This window comes from Streptococcus cristatus (genome assembly GCF_003943535.1).
GTDB classification, from domain to species: domain Bacteria; phylum Bacillota; class Bacilli; order Lactobacillales; family Streptococcaceae; genus Streptococcus; species Streptococcus cristatus_L.
Genome location: NZ_RJPU01000004.1, coordinates 55,354 through 72,064 on the forward strand (window position 1 = coordinate 55,354; position 16,711 = coordinate 72,064).

17 protein-coding genes and 1 pseudogene are annotated in these 16,711 nt (G+C 42.3%); 13 read left to right on the forward strand and 5 right to left on the reverse strand.

From position 1 onward, the window contains the following. Nucleotides 1-45 precede the first annotated feature (45 nt). The 3 genes from D8790_RS06885 to D8790_RS06895 form a co-directional block, all read right to left on the reverse strand. The gene (locus D8790_RS06885; RefSeq protein WP_125388072.1) at nt 46-231 is read right to left on the reverse strand and encodes a hypothetical protein; all 186 of its coding nucleotides are present in this window, start codon (nt 229-231) and stop codon (nt 46-48) included. A 1-nt stretch (nt 232) separates the two neighbouring features. After that, the gene (gene mnmE, locus D8790_RS06890; RefSeq protein WP_125388073.1) at nt 233-1,606 is read right to left on the reverse strand and encodes a tRNA uridine-5-carboxymethylaminomethyl(34) synthesis GTPase MnmE; all 1,374 of its coding nucleotides are present in this window, start codon (nt 1,604-1,606) and stop codon (nt 233-235) included. 217 nt (nt 1,607-1,823) lie between these two features. Continuing rightward, on the reverse strand, nt 1,824-2,438 hold the full coding sequence (locus tag D8790_RS06895; RefSeq protein ID WP_185761932.1) for a CD20-like domain-containing protein: 615 nt from the start codon (nt 2,436-2,438) through the stop codon (nt 1,824-1,826). Between the two features lie 229 nt (nt 2,439-2,667). On the opposite strand from D8790_RS06895, the gene rpiA reads away from it, so the two are divergent. The 7 genes from rpiA (at nt 2,668) to D8790_RS06930 (ending at nt 8,919) form a co-directional block, all read left to right on the forward strand. Beyond that, nucleotides 2,668-3,345 (forward strand): ribose-5-phosphate isomerase RpiA, encoded by a 678-nt coding sequence (rpiA, locus tag D8790_RS06900; protein ID WP_125388075.1) that lies wholly within the window; start codon nt 2,668-2,670, stop codon nt 3,343-3,345. A 13-nt stretch (nt 3,346-3,358) separates the two neighbouring features. Next, nucleotides 3,359-4,570 carry a phosphopentomutase gene (locus tag D8790_RS06905; RefSeq protein WP_125388076.1) on the forward strand — a complete coding sequence of 404 codons (1,212 nt, stop codon included), beginning with the start codon at nt 3,359-3,361 and terminating at the stop codon, nt 4,568-4,570. 26 nt (nt 4,571-4,596) lie between these two features. Further along, nucleotides 4,597-5,409 (forward strand): purine-nucleoside phosphorylase, encoded by an 813-nt coding sequence (locus tag D8790_RS06910; protein ID WP_125388077.1) that lies wholly within the window; start codon nt 4,597-4,599, stop codon nt 5,407-5,409. 222 nt (nt 5,410-5,631) lie between these two features. Then, a complete protein-coding gene (gene deoD / locus D8790_RS06915) occupies nt 5,632-6,339 on the forward strand; it encodes a purine-nucleoside phosphorylase (RefSeq protein WP_015604594.1) in 708 nt (235 codons plus the stop codon). Nucleotides 6,340-6,341: 2 nt separating this feature from the next. After that, the gene (locus D8790_RS06920) at nt 6,342-7,118 is read left to right on the forward strand and encodes a Gbs1250 family HEPN protein (RefSeq protein ID WP_125388078.1); all 777 of its coding nucleotides are present in this window, start codon (nt 6,342-6,344) and stop codon (nt 7,116-7,118) included. After that, on the forward strand, nt 7,111-7,842 hold the full coding sequence (locus D8790_RS06925; RefSeq protein ID WP_125388079.1) for an NAD-dependent protein deacylase: 732 nt from the start codon (nt 7,111-7,113) through the stop codon (nt 7,840-7,842). The genes D8790_RS06920 and D8790_RS06925 overlap by 8 nt, the downstream gene beginning before the upstream one ends. Before the next feature lie 123 nt (nt 7,843-7,965). Continuing rightward, nucleotides 7,966-8,919: a hypothetical protein gene (locus D8790_RS06930; protein WP_125388080.1), complete on the forward strand. Its 954-nt coding sequence runs from the start codon at nt 7,966-7,968 to the stop codon at nt 8,917-8,919. Nucleotides 8,920-8,962: 43 nt separating this feature from the next. Here the strand turns inward: D8790_RS06930 and D8790_RS06935 are convergent, their stop codons facing one another. Continuing rightward, the gene (locus tag D8790_RS06935; protein ID WP_125388081.1) at nt 8,963-9,937 is read right to left on the reverse strand and encodes a hypothetical protein; all 975 of its coding nucleotides are present in this window, start codon (nt 9,935-9,937) and stop codon (nt 8,963-8,965) included. A gap of 39 nt (nt 9,938-9,976) precedes the next feature. Then, nucleotides 9,977-10,885, reverse strand: a complete 909-nt coding sequence (locus D8790_RS06940; RefSeq protein ID WP_005589634.1) for a LysR family transcriptional regulator — start codon at nt 10,883-10,885, stop codon at nt 9,977-9,979. Nucleotides 10,886-10,995: 110 nt separating this feature from the next. Between D8790_RS06940 and D8790_RS06945 the strand changes: the two genes are divergently transcribed. From D8790_RS06945 to pyrF, 6 genes and pseudogenes are all read left to right on the forward strand, one after another. Further along, on the forward strand, nt 10,996-11,811 hold the full coding sequence (locus tag D8790_RS06945) for a hypothetical protein (RefSeq protein ID WP_125388082.1): 816 nt from the start codon (nt 10,996-10,998) through the stop codon (nt 11,809-11,811). 145 nt (nt 11,812-11,956) lie between these two features. Beyond that, on the forward strand, nt 11,957-12,802 hold the full coding sequence (locus D8790_RS06950) for a hypothetical protein (protein WP_125388083.1): 846 nt from the start codon (nt 11,957-11,959) through the stop codon (nt 12,800-12,802). Between the two features lie 27 nt (nt 12,803-12,829). Continuing rightward, a pseudogene (locus tag D8790_RS06955) lies at nt 12,830-13,802 on the forward strand (hypothetical protein). Nucleotides 13,803-14,015: 213 nt separating this feature from the next. After that, a complete protein-coding gene (locus tag D8790_RS06960) occupies nt 14,016-14,822 on the forward strand; it encodes a dihydroorotate dehydrogenase electron transfer subunit (RefSeq protein ID WP_125388084.1) in 807 nt (268 codons plus the stop codon). Nucleotides 14,823-14,834: 12 nt separating this feature from the next. Further along, nucleotides 14,835-15,773, forward strand: coding sequence for a dihydroorotate dehydrogenase (locus D8790_RS06965; RefSeq protein ID WP_125388085.1), 939 nt, complete (start codon nt 14,835-14,837; stop codon nt 15,771-15,773). Between the two features lie 191 nt (nt 15,774-15,964). After that, entirely contained in the window at nt 15,965-16,657 is a 693-nt protein-coding gene (gene pyrF, locus D8790_RS06970; RefSeq protein ID WP_125388086.1) for an orotidine-5'-phosphate decarboxylase, read from the forward strand. Nucleotides 16,658-16,711: the final 54 nt, after the last annotated feature.

A 16,711-nucleotide genomic window follows, 5' to 3' on the forward strand; every position in this document is an offset into this window, starting at 1 on the left:
AATCTTTAGCTGGATTGAATAGACAAATAAACACGGTTCTATTTTTCAAGAACCGTGTTTCGTTTTCTTCATTTTTTGGTGATTTTCAGGATTTATTTTGGTGGTGCGGGCTTTGTGGAGGAGAACCTCCAACCAGCTGCGTTTTTGGATGCGTTCTCTGACGTGCTCATTCATTCGGCTTTCTAGGTATTCGCCCAGATTTTTTGCTTTGATAAATTCTGTGACTCCCATATTATTTTCCTAGGCAGAATTGGCTGAAGAGCTGGGTGATAAGCTCGTCTGGCGCTGCATCTCCAGTGATTTCACCAAGGATTTCCCAAGTACGAGTCAGATCGACTTGGAGGAGATCTACAGGCATGCCTAGTTCCAGTCCCTGATTGACGGCTTGCAGGCTTTCGACAGCCTTTTCGATGAGAGAGATGTGGCGGGCATTGGACAGATAGGTGGCGTCTTGCTCGACAATTCCAGCATTTTCAAAGAAGAGCTGGTTGATACGATCCTCGATTTTATCAATATTTTGGTTGTGGAGAACGGATATCTTGATAGCATCTGCTGGCAGCTGATCCAGTTCAATCCTCTCTTCAAGGTCAGTCTTGTTCAGTAGGACGATGCGATTGCTGTCTTGGCTGATTTCAAGCAATTGTCTGTCTTGGTCAGTTAGTTGCTCGCTGGCATTGAGAACCAAGAGAACCAAGTCAGCTTCCTGTAAGGCTTTTTTAGAGCGCTCAACGCCAATCTGCTCCACAAGATCATCCGTTTCCCGAATCCCTGCGGTATCAATAAGCTTGAGAGGTACGCCGTTGATATTGACATACTCCTCGATCACATCACGAGTTGTCCCCTCGATATCGGTCACAATAGCCTTGTCCTCACGCAAAAGATTGTTGAGGAGGCTGGATTTACCAACATTAGGTCGACCGATGATAGCAGTCGAAATACCCTCGCGAAGAATCTTACCGCGTCGCGCAGTTTTGAGAAGCTGTGTCAGAAGTTGCTCAAATTCTAGCGTTTTTTCGCGAATGATTTCTGTCGTTGCTTCCTCAACATCGTCGTACTCAGGATAGTCAATATTAACCTCGACCTGAGCCAGTGTGTTGAGGATTTCCTGACGGGTGCTGTTGATAAGGTCAGAAAGAGAGCCGTCCAGCTGCTTGACAGCATTGTTCATGGCTTTATCTGTCTTGGCGCGGATGATGTCCATGACGGCCTCAGCCTGAGTCAAATCCACGCGCCCATTGAGAAAGGCCCGCTTGGTAAACTCGCCAGGCTCTGCCAGTCTAGCCCCCTCGCGGATAGCCAGCTGCAGGATTTCATTGGTGACCGCAATTCCGCCATGGGTGTTGATCTCGATGATATCCTCGCGCGTGAAGGTCTTGGGAGAGCGCATAGCCCCGACCATGACCTCATCCAGAATCTCTTGATTTTGAGGGTCGATGATATGGCCGTAGTTGAGTGTGTGGCTGGCAACTTTGCTTAGGTCCTTGCCTTTAAAGATTTTTTGGGCAATAGTAAAGCTGTCAGTCCCGCTTAGTCTGACGATACCGATGGCTCCTTCCCCAAGAGGGGTCGAAATCGCAGCGATGGTATCAAATTCTCGTGTTATCATGTATATCCTTTCTGAAAATCTATTTTGCAAACATCTGTCCCAAATTCATCCAAAAAGTTTTTGAGATTTGTGCATCATTTTGTTCTTGCTTTGCATAATTGATAAGTATAATGGGAAAGTGGTAGTTAAATCCTTGTGTCTTAGAAAATGCGACTGACGGCTAGAGTTCTTTCCAATATTGGTAGAAGATAAATAGCTGTCGGGTAGGAAATTTATGTTATTCTAAACCTGTTCCTATCTTGCTAGTCAGTAGGAAAGAACCGTCTTCGTTTTTTGAAAAAGTTAGGATGACAGCTTGATATTTACTTCCTTCTGGTAAGTAGGTGATGGTTTTTATTTCAGATCCGCTGACAGTAGAAGTAGTTTCGTCAGTTGGTTTGCCGTGGTCGCGAATGACATCGTCGTATTTTGTTCCGCCGGCACCTTTTTTCAAAATATCTCCCTCTTTGAGTGCATCAAATTCTGCTTTTGTCCATGTAAACGTTGTACTTTCTTCTTTTTCCTTTTCTTCTTCTCTTTCTGACGAATCAATATAGGAACGATAAGAGCTCGAAAGAGTATCAAACCTTTTTCCCATCTCATTGAACATACGGGAATAGAATGATAGAGTGACCAGTGCGATGATTAAGGAGAAAAAGGAAATGACAGAGCCAATTATAGCCAAAGTTTTCTGTTTCTTTTGGTTAATAATGAGACCGATAATAGCAAGGATAAGAGCAATAGTACCGATAAAAAAAGATAGATAATTGATGATTGGTATCCAGGAGCCAAGTAAAGCGATTGCTCCAAAGACTATGGCTAAAATACCTAAAACTTTATTTTCTTGCTGCATCATAACAACCTCCTCAAATTTTCTATAGCTTACTACTTGAAATATGTATTTCTTTTAGTAATTTGCCTATCTTCATTGTAGCGTAAAATAGAACTAGGAGCAAGATTTTAAGGAGATTTTCGTGAAATGGAGCACTGTTAAAACGTGAAGAACCGTTTAAAGAGCTGAAAACACTTTCAAATTTCAAAGAATTGTGATATACTAAACATAGTTGATTTGAGGAGGTGCTATGGAAACTCTAAAGAAACTAGCAGGCATCAAGGCTGCTGAATTTGTCGAAGACGGGATGGTGGTCGGTCTGGGAACAGGTTCGACTGCTTACTATTTTGTCGAGGAAATTGGTCGACGTATCAAAGAGGAAGGCTTGCAGATTACTGCAGTCACAACCTCTAGCGTGACTAGCAAGCAAGCAGAAGGCCTGGGCATTCCGCTGAAATCCATTGATGAAGTGGATCAGGTCGATGTGACCGTTGATGGAGCTGATGAAGTGGATCCTCAGTTCAACGGCATCAAAGGCGGAGGAGGAGCCCTGTTGATGGAGAAAGTTGTCGCGACACCTACCAAGGACTACATCTGGGTGGTTGATGAAAGCAAATTGGTTCAAAAGCTAGGTGCTTTCAAGCTGCCAGTCGAAGTAGTGCAATATGGTGCTGAGCAAGTTTTCCGTCGTTTTGTAGAGGCAGGCTACAAGCCAAGTTTCCGTGAAAAAAATGGCCAACGTTTTATCACGGATATGCAGAACTTCATTATTGATCTAGATTTAGGTTTAATCGAAAATCCAGTCGAATTTGGCCGAGAATTAGATCATATCGTGGGCGTTGTTGAGCACGGCCTTTTCACCCAAATGGTCAACAAGGTGATCGTCGCTGGTCAAGGTGGCGTGAACATTTTAGAAGCAAATAACTAGAAAAGAGGTTTTCATGTCAAAATTTAATCGTATTCACTTAGTCGTTATGGACTCAGTCGGCATTGGGGCAGCACCAGATGCTAACAATTTTGTTAATGCAGGGGTGCCAGATGGCGCTTCCGATACGCTGGGACATATTTCTAAAGCAGTCGGTCTAGATGTGCCAAATATGGCTAAGCTAGGCTTGGGCAATATCGAGCGTGAGCAAGCCTTGAAAACTGTGCCAGCTGAGGAAAATTCAAGTGGTTACTATACTAAATTAGAAGAAGTTTCTTTAGGCAAAGACACGATGACAGGCCACTGGGAAATCATGGGCCTGAACATTACTGAGCCTTTTGATACTTTCTGGAATGGCTTCCCAGAGGAAATCTTGACTAAAATTGAAGAATTTTCTGGCCGTAAAGTTATTCGTGAGGCAAACAAACCTTATTCTGGCACGGCAGTTATTGACGACTTCGGACCTCGTCAGATGGAAACTGGCGAATTGATTATCTATACTTCTGCAGATCCAGTGCTTCAAATCGCAGCTCATGAGGAGATTATTCCTTTGGAAGAGCTCTATCGTATCTGTGAATTCGCTCGCTCAATTACCTTGGAACGCCCTGCACTTCTGGGACGGATCATCGCTCGCCCTTATGTAGGTGAGCCAGGCAACTTCACTCGTACAGCTAATCGCCATGACTATGCAGTCTCTCCATTTGAGCCAACTGTTTTGGACAAGCTCAATGAAGCTGGCATTGATACTTATTCAGTTGGTAAGATTAACGATATTTTCAACGGTGCTGGGATCAACCACGACATGGGGCATAACCAGTCCAATAATCATGGCGTAGACAATTTGGTTAAGGCTATCCAGTCTGAGGACTTCAAGTATGGCTTCTCATTTACCAACTTGGTAGACTTCGATGCTCTTTATGGTCACCGTCGTGATCCGCATGGCTATCGTGATTGTCTGCAAGAATTTGACGCTCGCTTGCCAGAAATCATTGAAAACATGCGGGAGGACGACTTGCTCATGATTACTGCTGACCATGGTAATGACCCAACCTATGCCGGAACGGACCATACTCGTGAGTACATTCCACTCTTGGTTTTTGGTAAATCCCTCAAGGGGAATGGTCACTTGCCTGTTGGACATTTTGCGGACATTTCAGCAACCATCGCTGACAACTTCGGTGTCGACAAGGCTATGATCGGTGAAAGCTTCTTGGACAAATTGGTATAAGTATAAGAGAGTGAGGAAAATATTTTATGACAACATTATCTGAGAAAATTAAAGCAACGGCCGCCTTTCTGAAAGAAAAAGGCATGGCAGAACCTGAGTTTGGTCTGATTTTAGGCTCTGGTTTGGGAGAATTGGCTTTTGAAATCGAAAATGCTGTTAGTCTTGACTATGCGGATATTCCAAACTGGGGTCGCTCAACTGTCGTTGGTCACGCTGGAAAATTAGTCTATGGAGACTTGGCAGGCCGCAAAGTCTTGGCACTGCAAGGCCGTTTCCATTTCTACGAGGGAAATCCATTAGAAGTCGTTACCTTCCCAGTGCGCGTGATGAAGGCTCTTGGTGCGACAGGTGTTATTGTGACCAATGCTGCCGGTGGTATCGTTTATGGTCCTGGTACGCTTATGGCCATCACTGACCACATCAATATGACGGGCCAAAATCCTTTGATCGGTGAAAACTTGGATGAATTTGGTCCACGTTTCCCTGACATGTCTAAATCTTATACACCAGAATATCGTGCAACTGCTCATCAAGTCGCTGATAAGCTTGGCATTAAGCTGGATGAGGGTGTTTATATCGGTGTAACTGGACCAACCTATGAAACACCAGCAGAAATCCGTGCTTATAAGACGCTCGGAGCAGATGCAGTTGGCATGTCTACTGTTCCAGAAGTCATCGTGGCTGCCCACTCAGGATTGAAAGTTCTCGGAATTTCATGCATTACCAATCATGCTGCTGGATTCCAAGAAGAGCTTAATCACGAGGAAGTGGTTGAAGTGACAGAGCGTGTCAAAGGTGATTTCAAACGATTACTTAAAGCCATTCTTGCTGAATTGTAAGAAAATAAAATATTAAACGAAAGAAAGGTAGAGCGTGTGTTTTGATTTGAACACAAGCGGAAAACTATCTTTCAAAAAAATACAGAAAGGAAGGGCTAACTGTATTCGCTGAACTGAATACGGGCGGAGAACTGTGTAAAAAGATAAACTTTCTAGCATCTGCGATGCGTCGTCAGTTTCCTATTTTTACTTGGTTCTCTGTCGCCCTTTATATCTTAATTTATGTCTATCCATATTGCTGCTAAACAAGGTGAGATTGCTGATAAAATTCTCTTGCCAGGTGATCCGCTTCGTGCTAAGTTTATTGCGGAGAATTTCCTAGAAGATGCCGTTTGCTTTAACGAAGTGCGGAACATGTTTGGTTACACTGGTACTTACAAGGGTCAGCGGGTTTCTGTCATGGGAACTGGGATGGGAATGCCGTCTATTTCTATCTATGCGCGTGAGCTGATTGTGGACTACGGTGTGAAAAAGCTGATCCGTGTTGGAACGGCTGGCTCGCTCAATGCAGATGTTCACGTTCGTGAATTGGTTCTGGCTCAAGCGGCTGCGACCAACTCAAACATTATCCGCAACGACTGGCCACAGTATGATTTTCCGCAGATTGCCAGCTTTGATTTGCTGGACAAGGCTTATCATATCGCCAAAGACTTGGGCATGACGACCCATGTTGGAAATGTTTTGTCATCAGACGTTTTCTATTCGAACTATTTTGAAAAAAATATCGAGCTGGGCAAATGGGGTGTGAAAGCTGTTGAGATGGAAGCTGCGGCCCTTTACTATCTGGCTGCCCAGCACCAAGTAGATGCCCTAGCTATTATGACCATTTCTGATAGCTTGGTCAATCCTGACGAAGATACGACAGCAGAGGAACGCCAAAATACCTTCACTGATATGATGAAGGTCGGTTTGGAAACCTTGATTGATTAAGCATGGATCTAGATTTAAAAGAGGAAATTCTCTTTGCGATTTCCCGTTATGACTATGCTTATGCCTATAAACTGGCGCAGAAGTTGATGGGAAGTTTCTCGATTGTAACTAGCCTATTGGCTATTCTGGCAGAGCGCAGAGAGCTTAATATTCTGCCAGCCATGGATGAAGAGTTGAAGACTGCCTTGCAGACGCAAAGCGGTTTTCAGCTTTTTTGTCATACCGATTTGGCTGACGAGCAGTTGGCCAACTATCTCTATGATTTGGAAGCCAAGCTGCGCAATGAGCAGATTATTGATTTCGTTCGAGCGGTCAGCCCAGCGATTTATCGGATTTTCATGCGCTTGATCAAGCTGGAAATTCCTGATATTGAGCACTTTATCCATAATTCTCGTGAAGCCAGCTATGACCGTTGGAAGTTTGAACGGATGCGGGAGTCGGATTATGCTGCCTTACAGGTCTTTCATGCGGAAAGCACGGTCAATTCATCCAGTCTGACAGAGCTGATTTTGCATTTGGATCTGCCAGAGTCTGTTAAGGAAGAGGTCAGGCAGCTGCGAGAATTGGAGAAGTCAGTCCGAAATCCGCTGGCTCATCTGATTAAGCCCTTTGATGAGGCAGAATTATATCGGACAACGGGTTTTTCATCCCAGTATTTCATGGAGATTTTGGTGGACTTGGCACGTTTCACAGGTATTGTCTACGATCGGGAACATTTTTATTTTGATGAGGCAAATCGCTTGGTTAGAGCTTTACTGACAGGAGAGGAAAATGGATAAAATACAGCAGTTGCAAGACATGATTGACCAAAGTCAGAATATTGTCTTTTTTGGTGGAGCAGGTGTCTCGACCGAGTCTAATATCCCTGACTTTCGTAGTTCGAATGGAATTTACAGTGTCAAGTTAGGTCGGCATTTTACGGCAGAGCAGCTGGTTTCGCATACTATGTTTGAGCGCTATCCGCAGGAGTTTTTCGACTTTTACAAGAAATACCTGCTCTATCCAGATGCTAAGCCCAATGCGGCTCACGCCTATCTGGCTCATTTGGAGAAGACAGGTAAGCTCAAGGCTGTGGTGACGCAAAATATTGACAGCCTGCACGAAATGGCTGGCTCAAAAAATGTCCTCAAGCTGCACGGCAGTGCGGATAGAAATTTCTGTCTAAACTGTCAGCGATTTTATGATTTGGAGGCATTTCTAGCTCTGCCTGAAACGGTGCCCTACTGCCCTGATTGTGGCGGCGTGATTAAGCCTGATGTGACCCTCTATGAAGAGCCCTTGGATATGGAGACCTTCCAGCAAGCCGCGCAGGCCATTCATCAAGCCGACCTGCTGATCATTGGGGGAACTTCCTTGGTGGTCTATCCCGCAGCCAGTCTCATCCAGTACTTTGCTGGCAAGCATCTGGTCGTTATCAACAAGACCAGCATTCCACAGGACAAGCAAGCTGACCTCGTCATCGAAGGTAGGATTGGGGAAGTTTTGGGCAAATTACGACAATAAAAAGAACACCTGAGGAGGGCTGCAAAAGCTTTATCAGGTGTTTTCTGCATTAGAGCGATAGGAAGCTTCTATATAAAATCTTTTGACTATGCTATAATAAGATATAGAACTCAGGAGGTTTTAATGAAAAGATTAAAGAAAAAGCACCAGTTAATCCTGATTGTAATAGCTTGTATCTTAGTTTCATATCTTGGTTTGCGTTATTATCTCAAACCAGGGTGGTTTGATTGGGGAAATACTTATTATCCAGTATATAACTATAAAGTAAAGCATATTCAACCTAAGAAAAAAGTGATTAAGGATTTGAATATTGAATTTGTACATAAAGAAAATGAAGAGCTACTTCAAGGTCAAGAGTGGACCGAGGGAATCTTATCGAATTGGGATGAGTACAATGAACAACAAATTTTGCATGTTACTTTTACCGACGGTAGTAAGTCTGATATTCCGTTAAGAGAGCCTATTGGAATTGGTCCATCATTTAGTAATAATTTGTTAAATGATTCCATTTATCAAAAGTTAAGCTTTCGTTTTCCAGAATTTAAGTCACCTAATATCAAAGAAACTAGAAAAGTCATTGATAGATTATTGTTTCTTTATGCGGGGGATACTCTTTATCAGGTTCCAGAAGCTAGCAGTGAAATTTCTTATCAGTTAAAAAATCCTAAAACAGGTGAAATGCAGACCTATTATGAATATGGGAACAAACCCGATTTTAGTTGGACCCCCATTTTCTTTACGAGTTCGAAAGAACCTTCAGATAACGAATTAGATTTTTTTGAAGATTATCAAAAACGATCTAGGGGTAACTACTGGGATAGATACTATCATAATCTTTATAACAATCGGTTAACTCATAAATCCCATCGTTCTTACTCCAGGATATTTTACTCAGACGACTTGACTAATCTGCCTCTAAGTGTTAGCACGACAGGGAGCCAGTTTAAAATGACCATTACGCATTCTTATATTGTCGAACGTATTGACAATAAGGACTATAAGGTTAAGTCAACTTCAAAAACCTATACAGATAAAAATAAAGCGGAATACATAACTGAAGTTTTAAATCAAATTTAAAAAGAATCCAGATAGCTTAAACAAGCATCTGGATTTTTTCGCTTTAAGGATATAGTTTTGATAGAGTTTCCTTGAATTCATTAGGGATCCATAGAGTTCCACGGTAATATGTGCCATTTCTGAGATTCTGCAACTCATCTTTATATAAGTATATACGATTAGTTTTTTTCTCCTTATTTTTTTCAGGAGGCGTATTTTTTATAATCGTTGGTATTTCAGCAATTATTTTCTGAAATACTGCTTTGTAATTATTACCAAGCTCTTTTTTTAATTGATTTTCTCTTTCATCAATTTTTCTATTTAGTTCTTCCATGTTTGGTTCATCCCAATGATAAGTGATCGTGAAAGAATGGCTAGAAGAACCAGCTTCGGTCATTTCAACTTTCCAATCTTTCCAATCCTTTATATAAGTATCCCAAAAGGCTTGAAAAATGGCTTTCTTCTCTTCATCCGAAGGAGTGTAGTATGGTTTTACGTTGGAAAAAATATCAGTGGTGAGAGAGGACTGGTTGATAATATTATCGTAGAGTGCTGCTGTAACATCGTCTTGTAGGTGTTTCTTTATATATGTTTCAACAACTTGGCTTGGATTTTCAGTGTCTGAATTCTGGGTAGGAGTATGAAAGTCAACACTGTATTCCTTATCGTTAGTTTGGTTGTTATATACAAGTTGATATTTTTTTGCTGCTTCTCCTAAAAACCAGACCTCGCAAGTCCCATCCGAGTTCTTTTTGAATTCTTTAATAGGTATTTGTGAACCTTTGTCATCATACAACTCAAAATCTACTCCAGAATAAAGGTCATTTTCCTTTATATTAAATTTCACATAGTAACTATCTCCAGCTTCTTCTAAGCTTTTCACAGAATTTTCAGTGTTAGACAAGCCACTGTTGCTATCAATAATAGCGATAGTTGGGACAGACTTAATCAAAGTAGGGATAGGATGAATATTGAAATAGACAATGAATGTAAGGATAAGAAATGTTAAAACTATCTTAACTGTATGCTTTGATTTCATTCCTTCTCCTTGCTTCTTGTTTTATTATAGTATCTGGGCTTATTTATCAAACTGTACTTCCTCAATCAGGTACTCGATAAAGCGCTCGCCCATCTTGGACAGGCTGGCTTTTTCGTGCTGGATATAGACCAGCTCGATCGGGTCATCGATGTCCAGTGGGATGGAGACGATATTGTCTCCGTTGAGGTTGCTGTTGAGAATACCAGTTGCAATCGTGTAGCCATCCAGACCGATCAAAAGGTTAAAGAGGGTTGCACGGTCGCTGACGACGATAGATTTTTTATGGTGCTCCTGAGAGAGAATTTCCTCAGAAAAGTAGAAGGAGTTGTGAGTACCTTGGTCATAGCTGAGATAAGGGAAATCTTCCAAGTCTGACAGTTGTACCAGCTTTTTCTTGGCCAGCGGATTGGACTTGCTGACAAAGATATGGGGCTGTGCTGTGAAGAGGTGGGTCGCAATCAGATGGCTATCATCCAGCATTTTAGAGAGGACATCACGGTTATAGCTGTTGAGGAAGAGGACGCCGATCTCGCTGCGGAAGTTCTTCACGTCATCAATGATTTCCCAAGTCCGAGTTTCCCGCAGAAAGAGCTCGTATTTCTCCATGTCGCTTTTTTTAAGCAGGGAAACAAAGGCATTGACTACAAAGGCATAGTGCTGGGCAGAGACGCTAAAAAGCTCGCGGTGGGCGACAGGATTTTTGTATCGCTCTTCTAAAAGCTGAGTCTGCTCCACCACTTGGCGGGCATAGGAAAGAAACTCCATGCCGTCCTTGGTCAGGGTAATGCCCTTGGGATTGCGAATGAAAATCTCGATGCCCATTTCATTTTCCAAATCCCGCACAGCGTTGGATAGACTTGGCTGGGTGATAAAAAGTTGCTTAGCAGCCTCGTTCATGCTGCCTGTCTCGACGATTTTGATAATGTAGTGTAATTGTTGAATTCTCATAGGTCTATTTTATCACAAACTGGGGATTTTTTCCTGATAAATCAGAAGTTTAGAAAATGTTTGCTTGCTAAAGTTTCCTATGCTAAAATGAAGGAAATAAGGAGGGCGATATGGCCAAAAAGGATGACTATAAAAATCGTTCGGTAGGACTACCCATTACTATTTTTATAGTATTTTTGACAATTTGCTTGATGCTTCCACTTGGGAAGGTGATAGTCATGTGGGGGATTAAATCTGCTTATGAGGGACTTGAGCGAAGCAGCGTGTCTTCAACTGTTCGTCAAAAGTCATCAGAGGAGCCTGAGCTAGAGGAAAAAGTTTTAGAGAGAGGCAACCATCGTTTTAAATGGACAACGGATGAAATCATCAATCTGCAAATAAAGGATACTTCTGCTGGCCAAAACGGAATTTCTCTGGATCAAATCCTTGAAAAGCATGGCAAGGCTTCAAGCTTTTTTTATACTGAGAGCAATGGAAATATTGAATTAAACTATACAAGTGAGATTATTCAAGGCCATCATAGTAGTTTAAGGTTAACATTTGAAAAAGATGGAGCAGGTTATCATCTCATTAGCAAGATCGCGAATATTCTTGATGAGGCTTATCCAACTTTGCCTCAGGGAGATAGTCCCCATCTCTGGACAAAGGATGAAATTGCTGGTTTACAAGTTCGTGACGAGAGTACAGGCAATCCTGGCATGTCCTACGAAGAAATCATTCAATTATTTGGTCTACCTAGAGAATCAGAAGTTGTTATTTCGCGCTTGGACGCGGCAGATAGCCAGCATATTGGCTTGGAACTCAAATACTTAACATCAGATCAAGTCTATGATAATGAATGGGTTCATTTAACTTTACACCGTCAAGAAGATGGCGTCTTTCGGTTGACGACAGTTACTAGTCATATCGATAGAAGAGAAAGATAGGGAGATTGATGGTCTCCTTAGGTAGTCAAAGCAAGCAGAAAAGACGGGAAATTTGGGCTTTCTTCTGTATAAACAGACTGAAGTACATTTTGCAATCTCGATCTATTCATGATATGATAAGTTTTTAGACTGATAAGGAGCAGTGATGAAGAGACAAGAAGATTCGTTTGAAGATATTGCTTTTGAGCTAGAAAAGCAAACCTATAAGTCCAAGTTTTTACCATTCATGATAGTAGCTATTGTTGTATTTTCTATCATTGGAACAGCTTTTTTGACACTTTCTCTATCTGGAAAAAGCAAAGCCAAGCAGACGCCAACTCCGTCTAGCCAGATTAGTTCGTCATCAAATAGTTTGGAAGATGAGAAAGCTGAAGCAGAACAATTCGCTAAAAGTCTTATTGTTTCTCCAGAAAAAAGCGGTCCCTTTCTTTGGACAGTTGAAAAGGCAGTCGCGCTTCCCATAAACAAATACAAAGGCGGAGCCGTCTTGGAAGATGTTTTAAAGGAATTTGGGAAACCAGTTCAAGGTGGGGCCTGGATTGATTTTTTGCCAAATCATAAAGTTCAAAAACATATTCGGCTTGTCTGGGAATCGAAAAATGGTAGTACGGGCTATATAGCTTTAACCTTTGCTGAATTTGATGGTGTCTATAAGCTCATTTCAAAATACCACTTTAGCCTTTCAAGTGATAAAATTCAGGTGGATAACAATCCTAAAAGATCCTTTTTATGGACGCAAGCATACATCGATAGTCTTGTTATTGGTGCTAGAGAAGGAACAGCTAAAGGTACACCATATGATGAGATTGTTTTAAAAGTCGGCTTACCTCTATATCAGACGATTACTGGAGACGACAATCAACTGAAGATGCGGGTTGATTATGTTAATCCAGATTCTTGGCAAAATCCAGAACAATTGAAAAGAGTTCATTTAGAATTCTACAAGCAAGAAGATGGTAGATGGCGTTTGGTGTCTAAAGAAAGTGAGTAAACTAAATCGATAAGAAAGAGGAGGAAAATGAGGAGAAGTAGCAAGAAAAAACGTGATCTTCATTCGTTTAGAGAGATCAAAAGAGACCTTTATCGTCAACAAAAGCTAAAACGAGAAGAGCTCAGAATGATGACGATGAAGGAGGAGAAAAAAAGAATTAGCTTGGCTTTTACCCTTCTTTGTTTGGCAATCTCTTTTGCTTTGTTCTTTGGCTTCTATTATTTATCGCAACAGGTTCCTAATAAAGCTGAATTGAAGTACAAATATGACGATAGAGCTTCGTCAGTTAGTGGAGACAGCTCGGCTAGTCAGCAAAATGATGATGAATCAAAATTGACCCAAGAACAAAAGGAACTGAAAAAGAAAATTGTTGAGGAAGATGAAGAGAAATTTGCTTTTAATTGGACATTAGATAATTTTGTAGAACTCAAGGTGAAAAATGGGGGGACTAATAGCCCAACTTTAGAAGAAGTCATTGCGAAATACGGTAAGGCTTCAGATGTGAGTTTTGCTAAAAAAGAAGTGACACTGACTTATAAGACAAGAATTATAGATGTTCCGAGATATGGCGCGTCGGGACATCCTCAGGAAATCAGTTTGAGCTTTTATGACCCTGATTCAAATGGGAAGACCTACTATTTGATAAATAAAAGTGCAGTATATTTAGATGACAGTAGATATCTTCCAGCGACAAAAGATGAATTTGTCTTTAAGTGGAAATCAGAAGATATGGATACATTAAAAATAGGTGATTGGCGGTATGGCAAAGGCGGGATGACTTATCAAGAGGTTGTTGAGCGTTTTGGATTGCCTTCACATACAAATATTTCGGGAAGTGATACAGATTATAGTCCGTTAACATTGCAAGTGAATTATATTAATATTCGTCGTTCAAATACAGAACGGAAAAGTGACAGGGTGTCCTTGAATTTTAGAAGACAGGAGGATGGCAGTTTTTGTTTGGCAGATGTAACAAAGCGAATTTGACAAGAGCTGGTAAGACTGTAATTCCTTGGAGAAAATTTGAAAGTTCTAATGTTTTTTCTATCTTGACAATCCTTATCGCTAACGATATAATGTTTACAATTTAACCTTTAATCAAGTCCAGTGAGGCTGCAAGGTAGGAAAAACGGTATAAGGGGCAATTTGACTGCCTCGTTTTTTGCAAAACCTTGCTGTGGCGAGGTTTTTTCTTGTAGAAAGTGAGGTTGTCATGGTTAGTGATAGTTGTAAAAAGAGATTTGGCAAGATTATGCTGGAGCAGATGGAGCTGCTGGAGCAAGTAGAAATTGCGCCTCAGATTTTTTCGATGCGCCTGAAAGGCCAGATGGTGAGCCAGATGCAGGTCGGGCAATTCCTGCATATCCGAGTGCCAGATGATAGCAAGCTGCTGCGGCGTCCGATTTCTATATCGGAGATTGACCGAGAGCAAGGTATCTGCCGGATTATTTATCGGGTCGAAGGTGGCGGGACGGCCATTTTCTCTCAGCTTCCTGTCGGTAGCTATCTTGATGTCATGGGGCCTCAGGGTAATGGCTTTGATTTGTCTCCGGTAGAAAAGGGCGACAAGGTCTTGATCATTGGTGGTGGTATCGGTGTGCCTCCTCTCTTACAAACGGCCAAAGAACTGCATGCTAAGGGTGCCCAGGTTACAGCAGTATTAGGCTTTGCCAATCAATCTGCTGTTATTTTGGAAAAAGAATTTCGTGAGTGCAGTCAGTTGTTTATCACTACAGATGATGGGACTTACGGTCAAAAGGGCTATGTATCAACGATTGTCGACGAGTTGACAGATGAGTTTGCTGCGGTATATTCTTGTGGAGCGCCCGGTATGCTCCAGTATGTGGATCGGAAATTTCATGACCATCCCCATGCCTATCTATCGATGGAGTCTCGGATGGCTTGTGGTATGGGTGCCTGCTATGCCTGCGTCGTTCATGTAGCAGGTCAGGATGAAGCAGTTAATAAGCGGGTCTGCGAAGACGGACCAGTTTTTGAGACTGGGACCATCGTGCTGTAGGAGGATAAGGAAATGACTGAAAATCGTTTGAAAATTTCTCTGCCAGGCTTAGAGCTGAAAAATCCAATCATTCCAGCTTCAGGTTGTTTTGGATTCGGTCAAGAATATGCCAAATACTATGACTTGGATCTACTGGGCTCTATCATGATCAAAGCGACGACGCAACATCCCCGCTTTGGCAATCCAACGCCCCGTGTGGCCGAGACGCCAGCTGGTATGCTCAATGCTATCGGTCTCCAAAATCCAGGGGTCGATGCCGTTTTGGCTGAAAAACTTCCTTGGCTGGCTCAGCACTACCCAGATTTGCCAATTATTGCTAATGTGGCTGGTTTTTCCAATGAAGAATATGCTTATGTATCTGGAAAAATCTCTCAAGCTCCCAATGTCAAGGCCATTGAGCTCAATATTTCCTGCCCCAATGTGGACCATGGCAATGCGGGGCTTTTAATCGGACAAGTCCCTGAGCTAGCCTATGAAGCGGTAAAAGCAGCAGTTGCTGCCTCTCAAGTTCCAGTCTATGTCAAATTGACTCCTAGTGTAGCAGACATTACCCAAGTGGCCAAGGCGGCAGAAGATGCGGGTGCGAGCGGTCTGACCATGATCAATACCTTGGTGGGAATGCGTTTCGATCTGAAAACGAAGCGGCCGATCATTGCCAATGGAACAGGTGGCATGTCTGGTCCAGCTGTCTTTCCTGTAGCACTCAAGCTGATTCGTCAGGTCGCTCAGTTCACCAAACTACCAATCATTGGCATGGGGGGAGTTGACTCGGCAGAGGCAGCGCTGGAGATGTTTATCGCTGGCGCATCAGCTATCGGCGTCGGAACAGCGAATTTTACCGACCCTTATGCCTGTCCTAACATTATAGAAAACTTGCCGCAAGTCATGGATAAATACGGCATTGAAAGCTTAGAAAGCTTGAGAAAAGAAGTCAGAGAAAATTTACTTTAAGCTTGATTTTCTCTTGACAAACTTCCCAGTAAATTATAGAATGTTTAAGACTAAACCTTTAAAGAAGTCCAGAGAGGCTCTAAGGCGCATACGTTTAAAATGGCAGATTCTGCCACATTTTCGTGTAACCTTGCTCTCGGGCAAGGTTTTTTCTATGATTATAGTAAGTAAAAAGCAAGGAGAAGAACCGCATGCGTGAAGAACGTCCTATTATCGCCCTAGACTTTCCATCTTTTGATGATGTCAAAAACTTTCTGGAGCATTTTCCTGAAGATGAAAAACTGTACGTCAAAATCGGCATGGAATTCTTTTATGCCATTGGTCCAGAAATTGTGCATTATCTGAAAGGCTTGGGACATAGTATTTTCCTCGATTTGAAATTGCACGACATCCCTAATACCGTGCGTTCAGCTATGTCTGTTTTGGGAACATTTGGCATTGACATGGTGACGGTTCATGCGGCTGGCGGCGTTGAGATGATGCGGGAGGCTAAAAAGGTCCTCGGTGACAATGCGAAGCTAGTAGCGGTGACCCAGTTGACTTCGACCAGTGAAGAAGATATGCGCGACTGCCAAAATATCCAAACAACTGTGCAGGAGTCGGTTGTTAATTATGCCCGTAAGGCCAAGGAAGCTGGGCTGGATGGGGTTGTTTGCTCAGCTTTGGAAGTTGAACTCATCAAGACAGCTACGGCGGACGATTTTCTTTGCGTAACACCGGGTATACGGCCGGCCGGTGCTGAAATCGGTGACCAAAAGCGGGTCATGACACCGCAGGAAGCCCACCAAATTGGCAGTAATTATATTGTGGTTGGTCGCCCGATTATTCAGGCTGAAAATCCTTGGGACGCCTATCACGAAATTAAGAAACAGTGGAATAGCTAAGTAAGAATTTCAAATGAAACCGTCAACGAAACGAATAGCTTAAAAACAGATTTA

What these genes read in the sequence shown, in the direction of transcription:
- D8790_RS06885 (WP_125388072.1), bottom strand. Translation starts at nt 231, where the DNA reads ATGGGAGTCACAGAATTTATCAAAGCAAAAAATCTGGGCGAATACCTA.
- mnmE (WP_125388073.1), bottom strand. Translation starts at nt 1,606, where the DNA reads ATGATAACACGAGAATTTGATACCATCGCTGCGATTTCGACCCCTCTT.
- D8790_RS06895 (WP_185761932.1), bottom strand. Translation starts at nt 2,438, where the DNA reads ATGCAGCAAGAAAATAAAGTTTTAGGTATTTTAGCCATAGTCTTTGGA.
- rpiA (WP_125388075.1), top strand. Translation starts at nt 2,668, where the DNA reads ATGGAAACTCTAAAGAAACTAGCAGGCATCAAGGCTGCTGAATTTGTC.
- D8790_RS06905 (WP_125388076.1), top strand. Translation starts at nt 3,359, where the DNA reads ATGTCAAAATTTAATCGTATTCACTTAGTCGTTATGGACTCAGTCGGC.
- D8790_RS06910 (WP_125388077.1), top strand. Translation starts at nt 4,597, where the DNA reads ATGACAACATTATCTGAGAAAATTAAAGCAACGGCCGCCTTTCTGAAA.
- deoD (WP_015604594.1), top strand. Translation starts at nt 5,632, where the DNA reads ATGTCTATCCATATTGCTGCTAAACAAGGTGAGATTGCTGATAAAATT.
- D8790_RS06920 (WP_125388078.1), top strand. Translation starts at nt 6,342, where the DNA reads ATGGATCTAGATTTAAAAGAGGAAATTCTCTTTGCGATTTCCCGTTAT.
- D8790_RS06925 (WP_125388079.1), top strand. Translation starts at nt 7,111, where the DNA reads ATGGATAAAATACAGCAGTTGCAAGACATGATTGACCAAAGTCAGAAT.
- D8790_RS06930 (WP_125388080.1), top strand. Translation starts at nt 7,966, where the DNA reads ATGAAAAGATTAAAGAAAAAGCACCAGTTAATCCTGATTGTAATAGCT.
- D8790_RS06935 (WP_125388081.1), bottom strand. Translation starts at nt 9,937, where the DNA reads ATGAAATCAAAGCATACAGTTAAGATAGTTTTAACATTTCTTATCCTT.
- D8790_RS06940 (WP_005589634.1), bottom strand. Translation starts at nt 10,885, where the DNA reads ATGAGAATTCAACAATTACACTACATTATCAAAATCGTCGAGACAGGC.
- D8790_RS06945 (WP_125388082.1), top strand. Translation starts at nt 10,996, where the DNA reads ATGGCCAAAAAGGATGACTATAAAAATCGTTCGGTAGGACTACCCATT.
- D8790_RS06950 (WP_125388083.1), top strand. Translation starts at nt 11,957, where the DNA reads ATGAAGAGACAAGAAGATTCGTTTGAAGATATTGCTTTTGAGCTAGAA.
- D8790_RS06960 (WP_125388084.1), top strand. Translation starts at nt 14,016, where the DNA reads ATGGTTAGTGATAGTTGTAAAAAGAGATTTGGCAAGATTATGCTGGAG.
- D8790_RS06965 (WP_125388085.1), top strand. Translation starts at nt 14,835, where the DNA reads ATGACTGAAAATCGTTTGAAAATTTCTCTGCCAGGCTTAGAGCTGAAA.
- pyrF (WP_125388086.1), top strand. Translation starts at nt 15,965, where the DNA reads ATGCGTGAAGAACGTCCTATTATCGCCCTAGACTTTCCATCTTTTGAT.